The sequence below is a fragment of the Rufibacter sp. JT20002 genome (genome assembly GCF_056491185.1).
On sequence record NZ_JBSZJY010000004.1, the window covers coordinates 272,543 to 293,611 of the forward strand.

Here is a 21,069-nt window from a genome sequence, read left to right on the forward strand (position 1 = left end):
CTCACACAGGCTTTTATTATTAAGCTTAGAAAATGGAATTTGTACGCAAATTCGTACGGACAGGAAAGCAAAAAAGCCAGAAAGTATTTCTACTTCTGGCTTTTGAATTGTTACTCTGTAGTCCGTAGGGGAATCGAACCCCTGTTACCAGAATGAAAATCTGGTGTCCTAACCCCTAGACGAACGGACCATCTTTCGGTTTTGATGGTGCAAATATAGAGGGATGATTTTGATCTGCAAAACCTCTTGAGAAAAAAAAGTTAGGAATTTACCCTTTTTTACTAGGTTAGGCTTTTAAGTGGTTGAATTTGAGGAGGAAAATATTTTAAAAATTTTAACGGCTTCTGCTGGTTTTAAGCTCATTTAACGTGAAAGAACTCAAAACCAGGTTTGCGGATGCGTATTTGCGATACAGAAATCGACAAAACCTCATGGTATAGCACCTGAATCATTCAAAATCTATTTTGCCTCCGTGGTTTTCAAGGGTGTACAGGTGCCGGGCCAGTTCAAAGGTGATAGGGTTCTCCAGACCTAGGTCTTTGCGGGCCTTTTTATCTTCCTTTCCTTCTTTCAGCTGGACTGTATATTGTTGGTAGCAGTCTCGGAGGTGCTGAAACAGGTCCTTCAAAGACTCCTTTGAAATTTTAAGTTGCGCTTCATCATAAGAAGTTCTCTCCAGTACTTCTTCTACCAGGTAAAACTCTTCCTGCATCACTTGGTGGCTGCCGTCTTCTCCCAAGACCAAGGGCTTGTAGACTTTGAAATAATGCTGGTCAGCAAGGAAAGTGCTGCCGGTACTGTCTTTCAGGTTAATGACGATGGGTGAATCTGGGATGGAGTTTTCCGGGGCATTGGCGAAAAACTCCAGGATCTGTTCTCCTTGGCCCGAGTAGTTAGCAAACATTTGGGCAAGTTCCTTCAAGTCAAACCCCAGGGAGACAGCCTTGGGTTCTGATCCGTTTGAAAGTTTTCCGTTCACCGTCACGGCTGTGTCGATATCATATACTATCTCCTCCATCTCAAAAACATCGGTGAGGAGGATAGACTCAGGTGCGTAGGAGGCCGGATCTATACCAATAAGGGGCAGCAACTCATCTTCTGGATAAATGGGCGATGCGGTGGAGGTCTCCTCGCCAGCATCTTTCTGGATGAGACTGGATACAAAGACGCTATGCTCCTCGCTTTCCCCTAAGGTCTTCAGTTGCTGCAGGTACGTGTCCAGGAACTGAAGGTGGGGCTTCAGGGATTTGTAGATTTTGGTTCTCCGGTAGGTTTTACTGTGATAGTAGAGCAACGTCGCGACTTCGCCGTAACAGTCCAGTTCCTTCACCAATTCCATTTCCTGCAAAACTGCCTCAGGGGTGGCTTTTTCCTTCAGCAACATTTCCTCAAACAAGAAAATAGGGTAGTCGTGCGTGGGTTGGCCAATCTCAGGCAACACATTGAAGGCACTCATCTTCCCGGATTTGGCTTCCTGCAGTACTTCCAAGTTGGTTTTTACCGGGGCCATGAGGTGCTCGGTGGCGGCTATTTTTAACCTTTCCTGCGTTTCTGCCAGCACTTCCTCAGAGAGGGGAGTCATCTCCGTTAACTGCCATAAGATTTGAAGATGGGTATGCGAGGGCGGAAGTCCATACGCCGCCATAATCTCTTCTTCCAGTTCAATGACGGCTTCAAACAGTTCCGTATTCTCCTCGGGGCCGCCTTTCTCTTTTAAGTCCTGGTAGTAATGGTAGTATGTCTTTAGTTTCTCAGTAACCTGCATGTCCAGTTCGTTTCTTTCCGAAGTTAAAAGATGACTTGTTGGGATGATCGGCCCATAAATAGAAGGCGGGCCGTTTGCAACCTGGAAAATGGCTTATGCCACCTCTATTTCAAGGCTTGCTAAATCTAATACGCAGTAAGTGTCGCAATAGTGTTGGACTTTTTGGATAATTTGTAGCGGTTTGTGAAAGTTATCCCAAAGTGCCTGCTCACTAAAATACAGTCTATTTCCTATATTTGGAAACGAGAGCTAAGGATAAATGTAATGGAACGTACCTGTTTTAATTGTAGGTACCAGCGTTACCTCCCTTTTTGTGAAAACTGCCCCTAAACAGGAAGACTTAAACCTCCTTCGTCGCGTTTATCCGCCTTTGTACTTTTCCAGATATTTTGGTGCAACAAGGTCTGTGAGCCAGACCTTGTTTTCTGACAGGTAAAACGGTATTCCATCTTCTTGCATTTGCCCGCTAGATACCAAAAAGATCACTGGTTTTCCGTGTCTTGAACCTACTTTTCTGGCGGTCTCTACATCCGCAGAAAGATGCACATACTGCCTGGTTTGCGGCTGTAACCCTTCCTTTTCAATAGCGGACACGTGGTTTTCTGCCGTGCCATGGTAGAGGACCGGTGGTGGGGGAACCGGTTTAAACTTTAAATCCACGGCCAAGGAATGTCCCTGGCTGGCTCTGATGTGGGTACGTGCCTGGTTAAAAGCGAAGCGCTGCTTGTCATTGGTAGAGACAATTTCCTCCAGTTTTTCCTGAGATAGCTGCCGCCCAGTCTCTTTCATTCTTTGCAAGAGGTGGTCTACGTTGGCCCAGCCTTCTGTATCTAGGGCAATACCTAGTACTTCTGGTTTATGTCGCAATATTAAACTCAGAAATTTGCTGATGTCTCGGTCTTTCATGGTACCTTAGGTAAAGGGAGGAAGCCTTCCGTTTTACGGACTATTTTGGTAAAGGAACCCTAAACTATACAAAGAAAGGTTTTTGGATTGACTTGCTAAAAGGCTGAAAACAGAAAAGCCCGGCTGAACCGGGCTTTTCTTTAAGAGTATGTTGTTTACTTCACTTCTTTCAGGAGTTCCTGTACGGCTACTTCCAACTGTTGGTCTTTGCCTTTGCTCACCAGTTCGTACTCGTTCATCACCTTCACGTCTGGTTCGGTCTGCAGGTTCTCCAGGTAGCGGCCCTGCACGTCTTTCACGCCCAGTGGTGGAACGCCCCAGCGCACGCTGTTGTCCTGCAGAGATTCCCAACCAGCGAAGGTACAGGTACCCGGTACCGGCATGCCCACCAGTTTGCCTAGTTTCAAGTCTTGGTAGCTGAAAGCGAAGCAATGGCCGTCTGAATAGTTGGCTTCGTTGGCCAGCGCAATGCTAGGCTTGTTCCAGCGGAAAGATGGTTCAATACCGGTAGAACGGTTGTCGGTGGTGTAGTTCAGGAACATCTTGCCGCTCAGGAACATGGCTAGGTCGGCTACCAGGTCACCTCCGCCGTTGTTGCGGGTGTCTACCACCATGCCTTTGCGGTTAGCGTATTTCCCCATCACTTCTTCGTACACGGTTCGGTAGCTTGGGTCGTTCATGCCCGGGATGTGCACGTAGCCCAACTGCCCGTTGCTCAGGCGGTCCACTTCTTCGGCGTTGCGGCGCACCCAACGCTTGTAAAGCAGGCTGCTTTCCTCCCCTTGTGAAATAGGCTTCACGGTAATGTCTCTGCGTTTTTTAGTAGCCGGATCAAAGATGGTCAGCAAGGTGTTCTTGCCCGCTTTGCGGTTCAGGAACTGGGCGTAGTCTTTGTCTGAAGATAAAGTCTCCCCATCGATTTTCTCAATCACCATACCAGGCTTCACATCGAAACCAGCTCTTTGCAGCGGACCTTCCAGAATGACTTCGTCTATTTTGAGGCCGTTTCCAGTAAAAGCAGGGTCATAGAATACCCCCAAAGAGGCAGTGGCATCGGCGTTCACCGGCACGTTGGAGAAACTGGAGCCTGAGTGCGACACGTTCAGCTCGCCCAGCAATTCGCTGAGCATCTCGGAGAACTCGTAGTTGTTGCTGATGTGCGGCAGGTACTTCTCGTAATCGGTTTTAAGAGCATTCCAGTTGGCACCGTGGAATCCGGCGGTGTAGAAGGTCTTGTTGGTGCGACGCCACACATGCTCAAACATGAAGGCACGCTCGGCAGCCACGTTCAGGTTCATGTCGCCACTGATGGCCACGTTTTCCTGCTTGTTCGCGGTAGGGTCCAGTTTGATCACCCGGCCATCGGCCAATAGGAACAGGTTCTTGAAGTCTTTGTCCCAGTCCATGCTGGCGCGGTTGGCATTCAGGGTCACGGCCATTTTGGTTTCCTTCGTGCGCAGGTTGGTGCTCCAAAGGTTATAGCCTCTCTCAAAGCGGGCCAGGTAATACAGCGTCTCGCCGTCTTTAGACACTAAGGCATCGCCTAGTTGCGAGGAATGCAGGGTCAGGCGGGCTTTGCGGGTTTTCAGGCCTTCCCAGTCAATGGTCAGTTCCTCGTCCTTTTTCTTCTTTTTATCTTTTTCGTTTTCCTTAGCGGCTTTTTCATCGGCTTCCTTCACCAAGGCGTAATCTTCCTTACTTAACCGGAATTTGTCATACGCTGCCTGGGTCATGAACATCGCGAAAATGTCTGACTGGGCCCCGCCACTGTTGGCTTGGGCGCGCATGCCCTCGCGGGTGCTGTTCCAGATGAGCATGTTGCCGCCGGCCATCCACTGAGGAGAATCATCCTGGTAGCCGCTCTCGGTGAGGTTGATCTTTTTGCTTTTGCCGTCTGCGGAGATCAGGCCTACCTCGCCGTTGGCGAAACCCGGCTCGGAGAAGTCAAAGGCAATCCACTTGCTGTCTGGGCTCCAGGTGAAGTACTGGTCGTTGTCGCGCATGGAGAACAGCTCGTTGGTGGTGAGCAGCGTACGGACCTGTTTGTCTTTGATGTTGTAGACTTTCAGGGTCATGCGGTCTTCCACAAACGCGATCTCTTTGCCGTCTGGTGAGAACTGGGGCTCGTAGTTTTCCTTGTCGTTGTTGATGACCGGGGTCTCGTTGAGCAGGGTAGAGGCATAGAAATAAGGCTCCTCTTTACGGGTGATCTGCGTCTGGTAGATTTTCCAGCCTTTGCCGCGCTCGGTGGCGTAGATCAGGGTTTTGCCGTCTGGCGAGAAACTCACGTGGCGCTCCTGCTCTGGGGTGTTGGTGATCCGCTTGGTGGCGTTTCCTTCCACCGCCGAGACGAAAACCTCGCCCCGGTAAATAAAGGCTACTTCTTTGCCGTTAGGCGACACAGCCAGATCCTGCACACCGTTGCCCGATACGGGCACAATGCGCTCATTGTTGGATTTGGCATCTGTGGCGATGATCACGTTCACTTTCTGGGGAGTGCCGTTGCCCTGCAGGGTGTACAGGTCTCCGTCAAACCCGAAGCACAGCACTCCGTTGTTGGAGGCCGTGAGGAAACGTACCGGATGTTTGGCGAAGTTGGTCACCTTGGTGGAGGTGCCGGGCTTATCGGCGGCCATGCGGTGCACGTTGAAGGTGCCGCTTTCCTCACTCAGGTAATAGATGGTCTTGTCATTATCCGTGAACACCGGGGTACGGTCTTCGCCGGCATAGGAAGTAAGTTTGGTGTGTTTGCCGGTTTTAGTGTCGAAGCTCCACAGGTCACGGGCCACGGAAGAGACGTGGTGCTTGCGCCACTGGTTCTCGCCGCCTTTCTTGTCCTGGTAGAGCATGATCTGGCCGTCTTTGCTCAGTTTCACTTCTTCGGCGGGCGTAGTCAGCACCTGCTGCACGCGACCACCGCCTAGCGCTACTTTGTAGAGCTCAGGGGAGGCAAACGTGGGGAACTGCCGGTTGGCCGCCTGATCCATGCGCGTAGACCCGAAGTAAACCGTCTTACCGTCTGGGCTGAACTCATAGGGATACTCATTGGCCGAGTGGAACGTCATGCGCTGCGCCTCACCGCCTGTGGCCGGCATCTGGAACAAGTCAAAGTTGCCGTAACGGTCAGAGGCGAACACAATGGTTTTGCCGTCTTTGCTCCAAACTGGCATGAAATCGTGGGCTTCATGTACGGTGAGTGGCAGGGCGGTGCCGCCGCTGGCAGGAACCCGGTACAGGTCCCCCTTGTACGTGAAGACAATGGTTTGCCCGTCTGGCGAAATAGAGGAATAACGCAACCAGGAAGGTGCGTTCTGGGCCTGTGCCGCCCCCAAAGAGGTGGCTAGCAAAGCTCCGGAATAGAAGAGTTTCTTAAGCATAGATTGATAGAAATGCGCAGTAAGTTACGGAGTGCAAGCTTGATATAAAAGAAGGGAAATGCCTCTTGACGCCCCTTTCTGCTAATTAAAAAAGATAAAGCAGGATATTTCTGCAGAGAGAGATGAGTACTTAAAGAATATGGTGAAATGCTGTTATTTAATGGTGTGCATTATTTGGATTTAATCTAAATAGATGGTTAGTTTGCTAACCTATACAGGTGAGGCTTTAAGCCAACCTTGTCTAAGCATCTCTTTTACACCAGTTTTTGCCTTTTTGGTGTGAAAAGGAAACCTGGTAGCAATCGCATCATCACACTATCTATAAAGTTATATCATTCATGAAAAAGGAGTTCACCTGGCGAAAATTGTTCAACGACATCCACCTTTGGTTAGGCTTGGCCAGCGGATTAGTGTTGTTCCTGGTTTGTCTTAGCGGTACCATCTTTACCTTCCACACCGAGATTGAGGAGATGCTGGAGCCTGCCAAATACAAGGTAGAGGTACCCGCCACTGCGACCACTCTTTCGCCAGATGAATTGATCCTGAAACTGCAGGCTGCCCATAAAGGAAAAGTAACGGCGCTTCAGATTCCGCAAGACCCTACTAAACCGTACCGCCTGACTCTTAAAAAGGAGGAAAGCGGCAAAGGTGGCAAACCCGAGGGGGAAAAGGCCAAAAGAGAAGGTGCGCCCCAAGCCATGGCGGGGGGGCCTGCCGCCGGTAAAGGCGGGAAGGGTGGCCCCGGTGGGGGAGGCCCTGGCGGAGGCCGCGGTAAAACGTACCTGGTAAACCAATACACGGGGGAGATCAAAGGCACGACCGAAGGTCCGGCCCACGAGTTCTTTGAAACGGTTGAACGCCTGCACCGCTCGCTATTGGTGAAAGGCGAGCCTGGCGCCCTGAATCCGGGTAAAATCATTGTGGGAGCGTCTACCATCATCTTTGTCTTCATCATCCTTACCGGTTTGGTGATCTGGTTCCCTAAAAAACTGAAGAACTGGAAACAAGGCTTGAAGGTGAAAACCAGCGGCAACTGGAAGCGCATCAACCACGACCTGCATAACTCCTTGGGATTCTATTCCTCCTTCCTTCTTTTGATTATGGCGTTAACCGGACTTTGCTGGTCATTTGACTGGTACCGCGAAGGAGCCAGTGCCGTTTTGGGTGACCAGATCTTTAAACAACGCTCCGAAAAGCCTCTTTCCTCTGACCTTCCCGGGTTTACCACCCAAAAGCCTGCCTTGGCAGATTACATTAAAATCACCGACGGGATCTTGCCCTACGAAGGAAATTACCGCATCTCCTTACCGGCAGACTCATCTGGCGCCGTGGTACTGAATAAATCAAAAAGTGGGTTCTTTGCCTTGTCAGCATCTGATAAAGTGCAGTTAGACCAGTACACCGGTAAGCCGCTGAAAGTGGAGAAGTTCGCAGACAAGAAGTTTAATGAGAAAATCGCGGCTTCGGTTAGAGGGTTGCACCTTGGTGAGATCTTCGGTACGTTCTCCAAGATCATCTACTTTCTTTGCTGTCTGATTGCCACCAGCTTGCCGATTACCGGTACCCTTATCTGGTGGAACAAACTGAAGAAGAAAAACAAGAAACAAGTAGCTACCGGCAGACCAGTGGCTACCAGAGCTTAGCTTATTTTCGATTTTTGACCCATTTGATCAAAATGACTCTTAAATAGAGGTAACTCAGGAATTTAAAACACATTTAAACCATCAAAACAGAAAGGCCTGCAACGATGCAGGCCTTTCTGTTTTTAAAGCATTCGGCATATTTAGTTTCAGTCCTCCTTTCAGAAAACAAGCCAAAAACCAGATACCTATGAAGGATTGGTGGTTTTCAGGAACTGAGGAGCTTTGCGGTGCTTGGAGAGTTGCTCGTAGGCATATGCCATCCCGAAAAGCTTTGGCTCAGAGTAGGCAGCCCCAAAGAAAGAGATACCCACCGGTAGTCCCTGTACCTGGCCCAATGGCACCGTCACGTGCGGGTAGCCTGAAATTGCCGCTGGTGTAGACATGCCATAACCTGTAAAAGAGTCACCGTTCACCAGGTCAATGCACCAGGATGGGCCATAGGTTGGGCCGGTGATGGCATCCAGGTTGTTGTCCTTCATGATCTTGTCAATGGCAGCCCGGGAGCCGGAAACCTGTTTCTTAACCGCGTCTTTGTATTCCTTCGTGTTCAGGTCGCCCAGTTTATCAGACATTTCCAGAATCTCCTGCTTAAAAAAAGGCATGGAGGTCGCTTCGTTCTGCTTGTTGAACTCGATCACGTCCTTGAGGGTCTTCACCTTTACGTTGGCGGTGGAGAGGTATTTGTTCACGCCGTCTTTGAACTCGTACTGCAGAATCTTAAAGCTGTCTTTTGAAGCATCTCTGATGCTTTTCATCACTTCCACCTCCACAATGGTAGCGCCCTTGCTTTTCAGTTGGTCCAGCGCTTGCTTAAGCATGGCATCTATGGCTACGTGCCCTTCCAGGAAGGACTTCTCCACGCCAATACGTTTGCCTTGCAGGGCGTTGGCATCCAGGAACTGGGTGTAATCAGGTTTCGCTCTTCCGGTGCTTTCTTTGGTGACAGCATCATTCGGGTCTACGCTGGCAAGTACGCTCATGAGAATGGCTGCATCGGTGACGGTCCGGGCGATAGGTCCGGCGGTGTCTTGGGTGTGGGAGATAGGAATGATGCCTGAGCGGCTCACCAAACCAACCGTGGGTTTAAAGCCCACCACGCCACTCACCGCGGCCGGGCAAACAATGGACCCGTTGGTTTCGGTACCTACGGCCACGGCGCATAAGTTAGCGGCCACAGCCACCCCAGAACCAGAACTGGAGCCACAGGGGGTACGGTCTAATACGTAGGCATTCTTGGTTTGTCCGCCCCGGCCACTCCATCCGCTAGAGGAGTTGGTAGACCGGAAGTTGGCCCACTCACTCAGGTTGGTTTTGCCAATAATAACGGCTCCGGCGGCCCTTAGCTGGGCTACGATGAAAGCGTCTTTGGCTGCTTTGTTTTCGGCTAAGGCTAATGCTCCGGCCGAGGTGGACATTTTATCGTGAGTATCTACGTTGTCTTTCACCATCACCGGAATCCCGTGCAGCGGTCCGCGTACTTTCCCTGCTTTGCGCTCCTGGTCCATGGCCTCGGCAATTTGCAGAGCGTCTGGGTTCACTTCAATGACCGAGTTGATTTTAGGTCCGCTTTTGTCTACGGCTTGGATGCGGTCCAGGTACAACTGGGTGATGGCTTTGGAGGTCATTTCACCGGACTGCATTTTCCGTTGCAGTTCCTGGATGGTCACCTCGTTCAGCGGGAAATTAGTAGGATCAGTACTAGCCGTAGTGGCTTCGGCCTTTGTGTCATTTGTTGGGGTGCTGGTGCCTGTATCAGCAGTAGCGGTGGCCGAAGGGGTAGCCGCGCAGGCGCCCAACCCTAAAGCCGATAAGGTGATCCCGGCCAAAGAACCGGTTCTTAAGAAATTTCGTCTGTTCATCAGTTTGGATTTTGTAGAAAGATACTTCTTCCGGGTTAAAAATGAAAAGCTTCTTTGAGGGGAGTTTCCCGAAATCTGTCCTTAAAGTAGTATGGATTTAAAGCTTCGGCAGATATAATTCCGGCAGAACCAATAGATTTACCCTGGCAACTCTCTTCTGCGAATGAAACCTGTTTTGTTTTTCCTTCTGATGATAGTAGTAACTAGTTCTACCCAGGCCCAGGAACGGAAGCGGGTGCGGGAATACGGAATCAAAATTGGCGTGCTGCCTACCGGCAAGGAAAATGCCATTACCGATGTGGCCGGGGTGCAAGTAGGGCAGGTGACCTTGAGCAAAAGCGCCGACATCAGAACCGGCGTTACCGCAATTCTGCCGCACTCAGGCAACCTGTTTCAGGAGAAGGTGCCGGCGGCGGTGTTCGTGGGCAATGGGTTCGGGAAACTGGCCGGAACCACCCAGGTGCAGGAACTGGGCAATCTGGAAACCCCCATCTTGTTGACCAATACTCTCAGTGTGGCCACCGCCATGAACGCGGTCATTACCCATACCTTGCAACAGCCCGGCAACGAGAAGGTGCAGTCGGTGAACGCGGTGGTGGGTGAAACCAACGACAGCGGCCTGAACGACATTAGAGGCCGGCATGTCACCGAAAAAAACGTGTTGGAAGCCATCCAGAAAGCAAAAGGTGGCGTGGTAGAAGAGGGGAATGTAGGCGCTGGGACTGGCACCATCTGCTTCGGCTTTAAAGGTGGTATAGGCACCTCCTCCCGTAAGTTGCCCGCCAGTATGGGCGGCTATACCGTGGGGGTGCTGGTGCAAACCAACTTTGGTGGGGTGCTGCAGGTGGCCGGGGCCCCGGTGGGAGAGGAGTTGGGTCGATTCTCTTTTCGGCAGCAGATTCTGGAGAAAGCAGATGGCTCCTGCATGATCATCGTGGCTACCGATGCGCCGGTAGACTCCCGTAACCTGGAGCGGATTGCCAAGCGCGCCATGCTGGGGCTGGGAAAGACAGGTGGCATCGCCTCTAACGGCAGCGGGGATTACGTCATCGCCTTCTCAGCCAACCCCGGATTACGGGTGCCCTACGAAACCCGGGAGAAAACACAAACCGTGACGCTGCTGCGCAACGATGAAATGTCTCCTCTGTTTATGGCCACCATTGAAGCCACCGAAGAAGCCATTCTCAACTCCCTGTTCAAAGCCGACACCACCATCGGCCGCGACAAGAACAGAGTGGAGGCGTTACCCCTTGATAAAACCCTTGAAATACTAAAGAAACACCATGTCATCAGACCATAAATTGTACGCCTACCTGCACGAGGAGATTCTGCCTTTAGAGAGTGCCTACCTGCACGTGAGTGACCTGGCCATCCAGCGTGGCTACGGCATTTTTGACTTCTTCAAAACGCAGAACGGCCAGCCCCTCTTCCTGGACGATTACCTTCAGCGGTTTCACCAATCAGCAAAGTTGATGGGGTTGGAAGTGCCGCTTCCGGACGAAGAGCTGAAGGCCACCATTACCCGGTTGATCCAGATGAACGGCCTTTCCCAGTCAGGGGTGAAAATGATTTTGACCGGCGGGTATTCAGAAAACGGCTATAATCCGGGTCCGCCCAACCTGCTGATGATTGAACAGCCCCTCACGTTGCCCACTCAAGTTCAGTTAACCTCTGGCATCAAGGTGATTACCCATGAGTACGTACGGGAACTGGCCGAAGCCAAAACCATCAACTACACCATGGGCATCAGGTTAATTCAGGAGGTGAAAGCCAAGGGCGCCGACGACGTTTTGTATCACCAAAAAGGCGTAGTTTCAGAATTCCCCAGAAGTAATTTCTTTCTAGTCAAAGACGACCACACGCTGGTAACTCCGGCTCAGGAAATCCTAAAAGGAGTCACCCGTAAAAACGTGTTGGACCTGGCCCGCAAAAAGTACAACGTGGTGGAAGGAGCTGTGACCCTGGAGGATGTTGCCCAAGCCAGCGAAGCCTTTATGACCAGCACCACCAAACGCATTCTGCCCATTGTGGAAGTAGACGGCAAACCGGTTGGAAATGGAAAGCCGGGGGAAGTGTCTTTTGACTTGCTTCAGGACTTGATTCGATTGGAAGAGGCGCAACAGGAAATATAATTTTCAAAACGGTAGCTTACTGAAGCTTACTTCATTGAGTTTGGTAGAATAGAGTAGGGGCAATCCCTTGTGGTTGCCCTTCTATTGCTCTAATGAACAAGGGGCTTCTAAAATCTTTCTACTAAAGTACTTCCAAAGCAGAAGCCTTCCGTTTGAAGGCCGTTTTTCAAAAAAACGACCTTCAAACGGAAGGCTTCTTTGTCATTAGCGGTAAAGCGTTCTACTTTAAGTCAGCTTTACTTTTTGCTGACTGCCTGCACAATAGCTTGTAAAGCTGGCTTAGGCTGGTAGTTCCGATCAAATATGAGCGGGTAGCTGGTGCGGCCTTTGATGGGCCAGTCGTTCAACCAGGAGTCCGCGTCAGTTACGCCCCAGAACGTTACCCGGGTGATTTTGTCTCTGTGCTTGTGGAAGAGGGCGAAAAGCTCGGCATACCGTTTGGCCAGTTTCTGCTGTACCTCCTCAGGCAGGCCCTTGGTGTACAGGTTGTATTTCTGATCGAATTCAAAAGTGGCGTCAATGTCTGCGCCCTGGCGATTGCTGGGGTTAGGAAGCACGTCAATATCCACTTCGGTGAACATCACCTTGCCCACTTTGGAAAACTTGATGATGCTTTCCTCAATCTGCTGGATGGAAGGATGCTCCAGGCCATAGTGGCCCTGCATGCCTATGCCATCTACCTTCAGACCTTTCGCCTGCAGGCTTTTCACCAGTTTAACGGCACCATCGGCTTTGGCAGGCTTCCATAGGTTGTAGTCATTGTAATACAGTTCGGCTTTAGGGTCTGCTTTACGGGCGGTGGCAAAAGCGTTGGAAAGAAACTCCTCCCCGGCGATCTTGTACCACTTGCTTTGACGCATGGTACCATCATCGTTGAGAGCCTCGTTCACCACATCCCAGCCGTTGATCTGCCCTTTGTACCTTCCGGCCACGGTCATGATGTGCTCCGTCTGGCGTTTCAGGAGCTGCTCTTTGGTAGCCGGCTTTCCGGGCTCCGATTCAAACACCCAGTCTGGAGTTTGTTGGTGCCAGGTGAGGGTATGGCCCACAATGAACTGCTTGTACTTCTTGCCTAAGGCCACGTAATCATCGGCGGGTTTAAAGTTGTAGGTATCAGGTTGCGGATGCACGTTTCCCCACTTTAAGAGGTTTTCGGGGGTGATGGTGCTGAAGTGCTTCGCGATGATGGCTTCGGCTTTAGGATCTTTGCCACTGGCCTGCTGGTAGTTCAGGGCCGCACCCACGTAGAAGTCATCCTTGAACACCTGTTTCAGGGAAGGCTCTCCTTGGTTGACCGTAGTGGCCACGCAACCCAAGGCCGCAAACGCGACTCCGGCCGCTACTATGAATCTGTTCTTTTTCATGGGCTTCGTAATCAATCAGCTGATGTATTCTGTAATAATAAATGCCAACGTTGGCATAAACAAATAAAGAAGCAGAAAATTTGAAGAAAAAGACAAATCTCACCCATTTCTGCCTTGATTTAGTGAAACAAGGCTGAAATAGGTGAGATTTGTAAAGTATTTAAAATGAAAGGCTTAGAACCCGATAGAGTTTCCGCCATCCACGGGCAACACGGTGCCGGTCACGTATTTGGCTCCGTCTGAGGCGAAGAAATACACCGCTTCGGCCACATCGGCCGGGGAACCGAAATCACCCATTGGAGTACGGCTCAAGGCCCTGTTCATCCGCTCCGGGTCACTATTCATAGCTGTAGCTGACATAGCAGTTCTGATAAAACCCGGTGCCACGCAGTTAGTCCGGATGCCCATAGGGGAGAGTTCGGTGGCCATGGCGCGGGTCATGCCCTCAATTGCCGATTTGGAAGCGGTGTAGGAAATTACCTTCGGGATGCCGTACTGAGATGCCATAGAGCTGATGTTGATGATGGAACCCTCGCGGTGCGGCAGCATCGCTTTCACCACCTCGCGGCTCAAAGCGAACACGGCCGTTACATTGGTGGTGTTGATGCGCTGGAACTCTTCATCGGTTACCTCCACAAAAGGTTTTTTCTGGTTGATGCCCGCGTTGTTCACCAGGATATCTATTTTGCCATGCTCCTGGGTGATACGCTCTACCAGCGCCGGAATGCCGGTTAAATCACTTAAATCATAAGAAATGGTGATGCATAGCTCGCCAAACGTCTCTTTGGCATTCTGAAGCTTTTGCTCATCCCGTCCAATGACAATGGTTTTGATATTTTGCTGGATAAACTTCTCTACAATGGCCAGGCCTATTCCTGAAGCGCCACCAGTAACAATAGCTGTTTTGGTAGCGGGAGTGGTGGGTTGGGTCATGTTATTTGTTTTTATGCAATATTAAATGCCAGGGGCGAATTTGGGCTCTATTTTCATATACTCCTCCAAAGTGCCCTGGGGTTGCTCAAGTCCTTGCGGAATAGGTCTTTTGGAAAAGGTCTGGAAATACAGCAGACAGGCATCGCGCCACCAACGGGCATCTTTCTCCTGAATGGCAAGGTACTGTTTTACCTGCTGAAATCTTTCCTTGTCTACCTGCCCTTGCAAAGCATCCCAGGTTTTCTGCATGGCTCTTACCGAGTCCACACCGCCTGAGTAGCGGTAGCACAGTTCATCCCACAAGGTTCTGCCCGATTTGGTTTTGGCATCCCAGGCCACGTGGTGGAACCATAGCAACACTTCCTCGGGGCAATTGGTAGGGTTGCCCCATTGGGCTTGTACTTCCGGGGCGTACTGTGAAAGGGCGTTGCTGCCGGTTTTAGTACGGTCAAAGCCAATACCTTTTTCATCTGCGCGGTGGTAGTACACGGAGGTCCAATCGGCGCGGGGTTTGTCTTTGATCCAGGGACCCGGACCATAGTGATGACTCCAGCCCATAAGGTGGTGCAAGCCCATAGGCGTCATGTAGTTCACCACCGCCTCCCGGGAACCCATCATCATTTGTTTGATGGGAGCTATCTGGGCAGGGGAGTTGGAGAAGGTCATTTTAATCCACTCATCCGCGATGTCTTCCGAAGTTAAGGCATGGTCCCAAGCCAGACGGCCAAAGGCGTACCAGTTGGCCTGTCCAAACGGATGGCTGGTCCAGTTGATGTCGTTCCCGATGTTGGCCACGCCGGCCATGCCCGAGATGGCGTGGTTGTCCAGGGTGCCGTCCACTACTTTGGCCACGGTAGAGCCTTTGCCTTTGGCGTAGGTGTCAGACATCAGGGTTTCTTTGAACATAGGGGCCAGGTAGGCCAGGTGCGTGCCTTGACCCAGGTATTCCTGCGTAATCTGGAACTCCATCATCAAAGGCGTTTTAGGCATAGCGCCAAACAGCGGGTGGAACGGCTCCCGTGGCTGGAAATCAATGGCGCCGTTTTTCACTTGTACCATCACATTGCCCTGGAACGTACCATCCAAAGGTTTGAACTCGGTGTACGCTTGCTTGTGGCGGTCATCGGGCACATTGTTGTCATACACGAAGGCGCGCCACATCACGATACCGCCTTTAGGAACCAAAACTTCGGCCAGCATGTTCGCGCCATCGGCGTGGGAACGGTTGTAGTTCTGAGGGCCAGGCTGTCCTTCTGAGTTCGCTTTCACCGTAAAACCGCCAAAATCAGGAATGTAGGTGTAAACCTCGTTCACCTTGTTTTTCCACCAGGCTTTTACCTCGGGGTTCAACGGATCAGCGGTCTTCAATTTTCCAATCTCAATGGGCGAGCTGAAGCGGGCTGTCAAATACACTTTGATGCCGTACGGGCGAAACACATCGGCAAGGGCTTTTACCTTTTTCAGATACTCGGGAGTAAGCACCAGGGAGTTGGCGTTCACGTTGGTCAAAACTGTCCCATTGATCCCGATAGAGGCATTGGCGCGGGCGTAGTCAATGTAGCGCTGGTCAATGTAATCGGGCAGTTTGTGCCAGTCCCAGATGGAGAAGCCGGCGTACCCGCGCTCTACGGTGCGGTCCAGGTTATCCCAGTGATTCAAGATGCGCAGTTTGGTCTTGGGGCTGTTGCTGACGTTCAGGTCTTTGATGTTCTGCTGGGTTTGCAGCAACCGCAACAGGTGGAAAGTGCCGTATAACACGCCCTTTTCAGAATTAGCGGCAATAACAGTGTAGGCTTTTCCTTTGTGTTTTTGCGAAAAGAGCAGAAAACCTTCCTGCCCTACTTGGGTTAGTTTCTGGGTTAAGCCTAAGTCCTTGATGAGCGAAGACGTTTCTGGGGTTCCGGCCACCAGCCCGCCTTTGGTGGAGGCATTGCCGGAGACGGTAACTTTAGAACCTAAAAGGCCGCTCAAGCCCATCTCCAATTCCTCTTTTATTACCGAGAGGGTAGGAGAGGAGCCTTCCACGGTGACTGAAGCCAGGGTCTTCCGATATTGCTTTAGTTGGTCTTTGTTCTGGATAAGATCATACCGCTGCCAAAGACGGTATCCATCCTCTGCCTGCGCGGCGATCTGGCAGAAGATCAGAAGAAACAGGAAAGCGAAACGCGTAACTATGTTCTTGCTCATGGTATAAGGCAAAAGGTTTGAAAAGACATCTTGAAAGAAGGTCCGTTTCTAAAAAGCGGTCCTTAAACGGGAAAGGGAGTAACTTAAACCAGGGGCAGCTTCTGCTTGGAACTTACTTTTCGCTTTAAAGAAGACTCCCGGATTACCAGATCTGACCGCAGGTTGATGGTGTTGCTGGGAATGCCTTCGCTGGTGCCGTTGATCTGCATGAGCAGCACCCGCACGGCTACTTCTCCCATTTCCTGGCCAGGATAATTGATAGTAGTAAGATTTGGCTCTACCACCCTGGAGGTCAAATCATTATTAAACCCGATAATAGCCATGTCCTTGGGGATAGAGACTCCAGCCTGTTTCAGGGTTTTGAGGCAACTAACCGCGCAGGTATCATTAGAGACAAAGATTCCGTCGGGCAACGGGTCCATGGCCAGAATTTGGTTGGCCGCCAACCTCCCGGCCTCCTCGGTCATTTGGCCGGTAAGTACGTTGCTTTCTTTAAAGGGCAGGTTGTGATCAATAAGGGCGTACTTGTACCCTTTGAGGCGGTCTGCGTACACGTTGCGCTTCAGGTTACCGGTTATGTGCACAATGTTGGTGCAACCCTGCTCTATCAGGTGGGAGGTAGCTTTGTAAGCGGCCTGTAAGTTGTCAATGATAATGCTGGTGCAATTCTTATGATCGGCTACCCGGTCATAAAAGATCACGGGAATCCCCCGGTTGATGAACTGCTCAAAGTGATCCAGCGTGTCTGTTTCAAAGGACAAGGAGACCAGCAAGCCATCTACCCGGCTATCAAACATAGTCTTGGCATTGGCTATTTCCTTATGGACGGTTTCCAGGGACTGGCTAATGATCAGGTTATATCCCTCCTCGTTGGCGATCTTCTCAATACCGGCAATTACCGCCGAATGAAATGGACTGTCCAGTCTGGGCACAATCAGGCCAATGGTATTGGTGCGCTGTTTCCTCAGGTTACTGGCAAACATATTTGACCGATACCCCATTTGAGTCGCAGCCTCCGAGATCCTTTGCTTTGTCTTCTTGTTTACCGCCGGGTGGTCATTCAGTGCCCGACTGATGGTAGTTGGTGACAAATCAAGTTCCCGCGCTATATCATAAATAGTGATGTCCTTCTCCATGCTGCTAATCTCATTCAAAGCAAATGTATGAAATCGGTTTCAAAATTGCATTGTGTCTAATCTTTAATATAGCTCCAATTGTTGGTACGTGCCTGCTGCTCTTGCCTTGTTTTTTAACAATTTTATAAAAAACGCTTTTGAAATAGAACTGAGACCCTTATGTAAGTAGAGGAAAACTAGATTTCTGCCCGTTCTCAAGGGTTTTGTTTCAATGTTGTTGATCTAAAAGTAGCTAAGTTTTACATAATTCAAAAATATAGGGTTTTCAATTGCCAATATTTTTGAAAAAGTTTATGAAATCGGTTGTAATATTTGAAAATAATATTCATGTTTGTAGGGTGACAAGGGAGTTTAGGGGAATGAAGACACCTTTAAAACGCAGCTTGTACCACTTATAGCCTTTTTTTAGGCCTTTTTAGGTGGTTTTTAGAAGGGGTTTGCTGATGGAGTTGCTAAAACCTATTTGAGAAATTGTTAATGGTTGAATAGTTGACAAGGGTTGCGCAGCAGGAATGCAATCGGTTTTAAATGTAAGCGAAACAGAAGAAGGTGCTCGCTCTGGAAAAAGTAGATCAAGGCAAACGAGCATGTAAACAACATTATACAATCACTTTACTCTTACTACCACTACACTTCAAATCTACTTATGTATGAAAGGTAATATTACCCAAAATCCCAGATCAACGATTTCGCTTCTGAGGAAGCCCGAAATCTCTAAGCTAGCCTTGCTGCTGGTGGTTTCTCTGCTGGTAAGTGTGCAAGCCATGGCGCAGAACCTGACGGTGAAAGGGAGAGTAACCGATAACACCGGCGCAGGTTTGCCCGGGGTGACTGTCCTCCTGAAAGGTACCACTACTGCTTCTCCTACAGACGTAGAAGGTAATTACTCCATTTCGGTACCTAATGGTACCGGAACGTTGGTGTACTCGTTTATTGGGTATATCACCCAGGAGGTAGCCATCAACAACAGAACCTCTATCAATGTGACCTTGGCCACCGACCAACAAACCATTGACGAGGTGGTTGTAGTGGGGTACGGAACCCAGAGCGCGGAAGCAGTAACTGGTTCAGTGGCTTCCATTAAGGGAGATGTGTTGCGCGAGGTGCCAGCAGCTAACATTTCGCAGGCCTTACAAGGCCGTTTGCCAGGTGTGGAGTTTTCGCAGTCATCCTCCCAGCCAGGAGCCGCCATGCAAATCCGGGTACGGGGTGCGCGCTCGCTGAATGCCAGCAACGACCCGCTGGTGGTATTGGACAACATTCCATTTGCCGGTTCAATCAGTGACATCAACCCCAATGACATTGTGAGCATTGACATCTTGAAAGATGCCTCTGCTACTGCTATTTACGGTTCGCGCGGGGCCAATGGGGTTATTCTGATCACTACCAATAGGGGAAAACAAGGCCAGGAGGCCAAAATAAGCTACAACAGCTTTGCCGGGATAAAAGATGTGTTTGCCAAATACCCGATGATGAACGGCCCTGAGTTTGTGGCTCTTCGGAAAGCGGCTGGTACCTACAACAATGCCTTGGATGAATCAGATGATGTGAACACCGATTGGCAAGACCTGTTTTTCAAAAAAGGCATGGTAAACAGCCATGACCTGGGCGTTTCAGGCGGAACTGAGAAAGGAAGCTACAACTTCAATGCCGGTTACTACAATGAAAAAGGAGTAGTGCCAACGCAGCAGTACACCCGTTACTCTGTGCGCGGTGCTTTAGATCAAGGCGTGGGCAAGAATCTTCGCTTTGGCTTCACTACCTACAATAACTACAACGTTTCTCAGGGTTCTAACGTGGGCCTTTATGGTATCCTGAGTATGTCTCCTATTGCCAACCCGTACAACCCGGATGGCACCTGGAAAAGAACGGTGAAGATGCCATTAGACGAGCAGTGGGTGTATTCAAGAGACATCGTGGAGGATTTAAGTGATAGATGGTTAAGCGAAACTCGTTCCTTTGGTACGTACAACACCCTTTACGGCGAGGTACAAATCCCAGGAGTGGAAGGTTTGAAGTATCGTGCCAACCTTGGCTTAAATTACCGCCAGAGCAATGGCGGGGCTTATACCGGTGAGGGAATCGGCAGCGCCACTGCTACCACCCCATCCACTGCCTCGGTAAGCAACTCACATACTACCGACTGGACCATCGAAAACCTGTTAACCTATGACCGCACCTTTGCTGAAAAGCACATCGTGAACGTGGTTGGTTTGTACTCTGCCTCTGATAGCAAATTCAACAGATCACGCATAGCAGCCAGAGATATTCCTGCTGATGCTTTCCAGTTCTACAACTTGGGGTTAGCTGCCGGCGAAATCACAGTTGCCCCTGGTGACCAGCAATACTGGAAAAGCGGTTTAATGTCCTGGATGGGTCGGGTGATGTACTCTTACGACGACCGTTACATGTTAACCGCTACGGTACGTTCTGATGGATCTTCTAGATTGGCTCCCGGTCATAAGTGGCACACCTACCCAGCTGTTTCCGTGGGCTGGAACATTGCCAGAGAAAGATTCATGGAGGGTGTGAAACTGGTGAACATGTTGAAACTGCGCGCCGGTTATGGTCAAACTTCTAACCAATCTATTGATCCGTATGCGACGCTTGGTCGTTTGAGCACCAGACCTTACAACTTCGGGCCAGATGATTACGAAACTGGTTTGTACGTAACCGAGCTTCCTAATCCTAACTTAGGATGGGAGTTCTCTGAAACCTGGAACTACGGGGTAGACTTCGCCCTCCTGAACAACCGACTGTCTGGTACCGTGGAGTATTATGTTACCAACACCAACGATATCTTGCTGAGAGTAGGTCTGCCTCCAACCTCCGGCGTGGGCAGCTACGTGGCCAACATTGGTAAAACCCAGAACAAAGGCTTGGAGCTTTCCTTGAATGGTGTCATCCTGGACAACTTGAATGGCTGGACCTGGGAAGCAGGGGTGAACTTGTATGGTAACCGCAACAAACTGGTAGCCCTTGCCGGTGGCCAGGAGCGCGATGAAGCCAACTGGTGGTTTGTCGGCCAACCTATTAACGTTATCTATGACTACGAGAAAATAGGCCTGTGGCAAGAAGAAGACCCGTACCGGAACATTCTGGAGCCAGGCGGAAACGTGGGTATGATCAAGGTGAAATACACCGGTGGTTTCAACCCAGATGGTACGCCAGTAAGACAAATCGGACCGCAGGACCGTCAGATCATGGACGTGAATCCTAACTTCCAGGGAGGTTTCAACACCCGCGTGTCTTACAAAGGATTTGACCTGAGCGCGGTAGGTGCTTTCCAGAACGGTGGTATCCTGATCAGCACGCTTTACGGTTCTTCTGGTTACCTGAACATGATGAGCGGACGCCGCGGAAATGTGAAAGTAGACTACTGGACTCCTGAGAACACTGATGCGACATATCCAAAACCAGGTGGTGTCATGAGCGGTGATAACCCTAAATATGGCAGCACCTTAGGGTACTTTGACGCCTCTTACCTGAAAATACGCACTATCTCACTAGGGTATAACTTTGATAACAATGCCTGGTTGAAAGGGGTTGGCTTTGACAGACTGCGCGTGTACGCCACTGCCCAGAACCCATTCGTGATGTTCTCGCCTTACCACAAAGAGTCCGGAATGGATCCTGAGACCAACTCGTATGGCGACGAGAATGCGGCAGTGACCACCTCTTACCAGAGACGTCTGTTAACGTTGGGTACTAACGCGCCTGCCACGCGCAGCTACCTGGTTGGTTTAAATGTTACTTTCTAAATTAGA

General features: G+C 50.3%; 12 protein-coding genes and 1 tRNA gene. 4 read left to right on the top strand and 9 right to left on the bottom strand.

All coding sequences use genetic code 11. From position 1 onward, the window contains the following. Window positions 1-118: 118 nt before the first annotated feature. The 4 genes from ACW9SV_RS17995 to ACW9SV_RS18010 form a co-directional block, all read right to left on the bottom strand. Window positions 119-190 (bottom strand) — tRNA-Glu (locus ACW9SV_RS17995). Between the two features lie 258 nt (window positions 191-448). Beyond that, window positions 449-1,765, bottom strand: coding sequence for a hypothetical protein (locus ACW9SV_RS18000; protein ID WP_479558153.1), 1,317 nt, complete (start codon window positions 1,763-1,765; stop codon window positions 449-451). Window positions 1,766-2,125: 360 nt separating this feature from the next. Beyond that, on the bottom strand, window positions 2,126-2,671 hold the full coding sequence (locus ACW9SV_RS18005) for an RNA 2'-phosphotransferase (protein ID WP_479558154.1): 546 nt from the start codon (window positions 2,669-2,671) through the stop codon (window positions 2,126-2,128). A 155-nt stretch (window positions 2,672-2,826) separates the two neighbouring features. Further along, complete coding sequence (locus tag ACW9SV_RS18010; protein WP_479558155.1) at window positions 2,827-6,048, bottom strand: S41 family peptidase; 3,222 nt, start codon at window positions 6,046-6,048, stop codon at window positions 2,827-2,829. A 338-nt stretch (window positions 6,049-6,386) separates the two neighbouring features. On the opposite strand from ACW9SV_RS18010, the gene ACW9SV_RS18015 reads away from it, so the two are divergent. Next, window positions 6,387-7,691 carry a PepSY-associated TM helix domain-containing protein gene (locus ACW9SV_RS18015; protein WP_479558156.1) on the top strand — a complete coding sequence of 435 codons (1,305 nt, stop codon included), beginning with the start codon at window positions 6,387-6,389 and terminating at the stop codon, window positions 7,689-7,691. Window positions 7,692-7,876: 185 nt separating this feature from the next. On the opposite strand, the gene ACW9SV_RS18020 is transcribed toward ACW9SV_RS18015, so the two are convergent. Further along, window positions 7,877-9,550: an amidase gene (locus tag ACW9SV_RS18020; RefSeq protein WP_479558157.1), complete on the bottom strand. Its 1,674-nt coding sequence runs from the start codon at window positions 9,548-9,550 to the stop codon at window positions 7,877-7,879. A 190-nt stretch (window positions 9,551-9,740) separates the two neighbouring features. On the opposite strand from ACW9SV_RS18020, the gene ACW9SV_RS18025 reads away from it, so the two are divergent. Both ACW9SV_RS18025 and ACW9SV_RS18030 read left to right on the top strand, forming a co-directional pair. Then, complete coding sequence (locus tag ACW9SV_RS18025) at window positions 9,741-10,850, top strand: DmpA family aminopeptidase (protein ID WP_479558158.1); 1,110 nt, start codon at window positions 9,741-9,743, stop codon at window positions 10,848-10,850. Continuing rightward, window positions 10,834-11,682, top strand: a complete 849-nt coding sequence (locus ACW9SV_RS18030) for an aminotransferase class IV (protein WP_479558159.1) — start codon at window positions 10,834-10,836, stop codon at window positions 11,680-11,682. Before ACW9SV_RS18025 ends, ACW9SV_RS18030 begins: the two co-directional genes overlap by 17 nt. A 236-nt stretch (window positions 11,683-11,918) precedes the next feature. On the opposite strand, the gene ACW9SV_RS18035 is transcribed toward ACW9SV_RS18030, so the two are convergent. The 4 genes from ACW9SV_RS18035 to ACW9SV_RS18050 form a co-directional block, all read right to left on the bottom strand. Further along, a complete protein-coding gene (locus tag ACW9SV_RS18035) occupies window positions 11,919-13,046 on the bottom strand; it encodes an endo-1,4-beta-xylanase (RefSeq protein WP_479558160.1) in 1,128 nt (375 codons plus the stop codon). 174 nt (window positions 13,047-13,220) lie between these two features. Continuing rightward, window positions 13,221-13,979 carry an SDR family NAD(P)-dependent oxidoreductase gene (locus tag ACW9SV_RS18040; protein WP_479558161.1) on the bottom strand — a complete coding sequence of 253 codons (759 nt, stop codon included), beginning with the start codon at window positions 13,977-13,979 and terminating at the stop codon, window positions 13,221-13,223. 21 nt (window positions 13,980-14,000) lie between these two features. Then, window positions 14,001-16,166 carry an alpha-glucuronidase family glycosyl hydrolase gene (locus tag ACW9SV_RS18045; RefSeq protein ID WP_479558162.1) on the bottom strand — a complete coding sequence of 722 codons (2,166 nt, stop codon included), beginning with the start codon at window positions 16,164-16,166 and terminating at the stop codon, window positions 14,001-14,003. A gap of 83 nt (window positions 16,167-16,249) precedes the next feature. Beyond that, entirely contained in the window at window positions 16,250-17,302 is a 1,053-nt protein-coding gene (locus tag ACW9SV_RS18050; protein ID WP_479558163.1) for a LacI family DNA-binding transcriptional regulator, read from the bottom strand. A gap of 650 nt (window positions 17,303-17,952) precedes the next feature. Here ACW9SV_RS18050 and ACW9SV_RS18055 point away from each other — a divergent pair. Next, a complete protein-coding gene (locus tag ACW9SV_RS18055) occupies window positions 17,953-21,063 on the top strand; it encodes a SusC/RagA family TonB-linked outer membrane protein (RefSeq protein ID WP_479558164.1) in 3,111 nt (1,036 codons plus the stop codon). The last annotated feature ends 6 nt before the right edge of the window (window positions 21,064-21,069 follow it).

Excerpts from the sequence above, each read along its gene's own strand:
- ACW9SV_RS18015 (WP_479558156.1), top strand. The coding sequence starts at position 6,387 with ATGAAAAAGGAGTTCACCTGGCGAAAATTGTTCAACGACATCCACCTT.
- ACW9SV_RS18005 (WP_479558154.1), bottom strand. The coding sequence starts at position 2,671 with ATGAAAGACCGAGACATCAGCAAATTTCTGAGTTTAATATTGCGACAT.
- ACW9SV_RS18025 (WP_479558158.1), top strand. The coding sequence starts at position 9,741 with ATGATAGTAGTAACTAGTTCTACCCAGGCCCAGGAACGGAAGCGGGTG.
- ACW9SV_RS18000 (WP_479558153.1), bottom strand. The coding sequence starts at position 1,765 with ATGCAGGTTACTGAGAAACTAAAGACATACTACCATTACTACCAGGAC.
- ACW9SV_RS18040 (WP_479558161.1), bottom strand. The coding sequence starts at position 13,979 with ATGACCCAACCCACCACTCCCGCTACCAAAACAGCTATTGTTACTGGT.
- ACW9SV_RS18010 (WP_479558155.1), bottom strand. The coding sequence starts at position 6,048 with ATGCTTAAGAAACTCTTCTATTCCGGAGCTTTGCTAGCCACCTCTTTG.
- ACW9SV_RS18035 (WP_479558160.1), bottom strand. The coding sequence starts at position 13,046 with ATGAAAAAGAACAGATTCATAGTAGCGGCCGGAGTCGCGTTTGCGGCC.
- ACW9SV_RS18050 (WP_479558163.1), bottom strand. The coding sequence starts at position 17,302 with ATGGAGAAGGACATCACTATTTATGATATAGCGCGGGAACTTGATTTG.
- ACW9SV_RS18030 (WP_479558159.1), top strand. The coding sequence starts at position 10,834 with ATGTCATCAGACCATAAATTGTACGCCTACCTGCACGAGGAGATTCTG.
- ACW9SV_RS18055 (WP_479558164.1), top strand. The coding sequence starts at position 17,953 with ATGAAAGGTAATATTACCCAAAATCCCAGATCAACGATTTCGCTTCTG.
- ACW9SV_RS18020 (WP_479558157.1), bottom strand. The coding sequence starts at position 9,550 with ATGAACAGACGAAATTTCTTAAGAACCGGTTCTTTGGCCGGGATCACC.
- ACW9SV_RS18045 (WP_479558162.1), bottom strand. The coding sequence starts at position 16,166 with ATGAGCAAGAACATAGTTACGCGTTTCGCTTTCCTGTTTCTTCTGATC.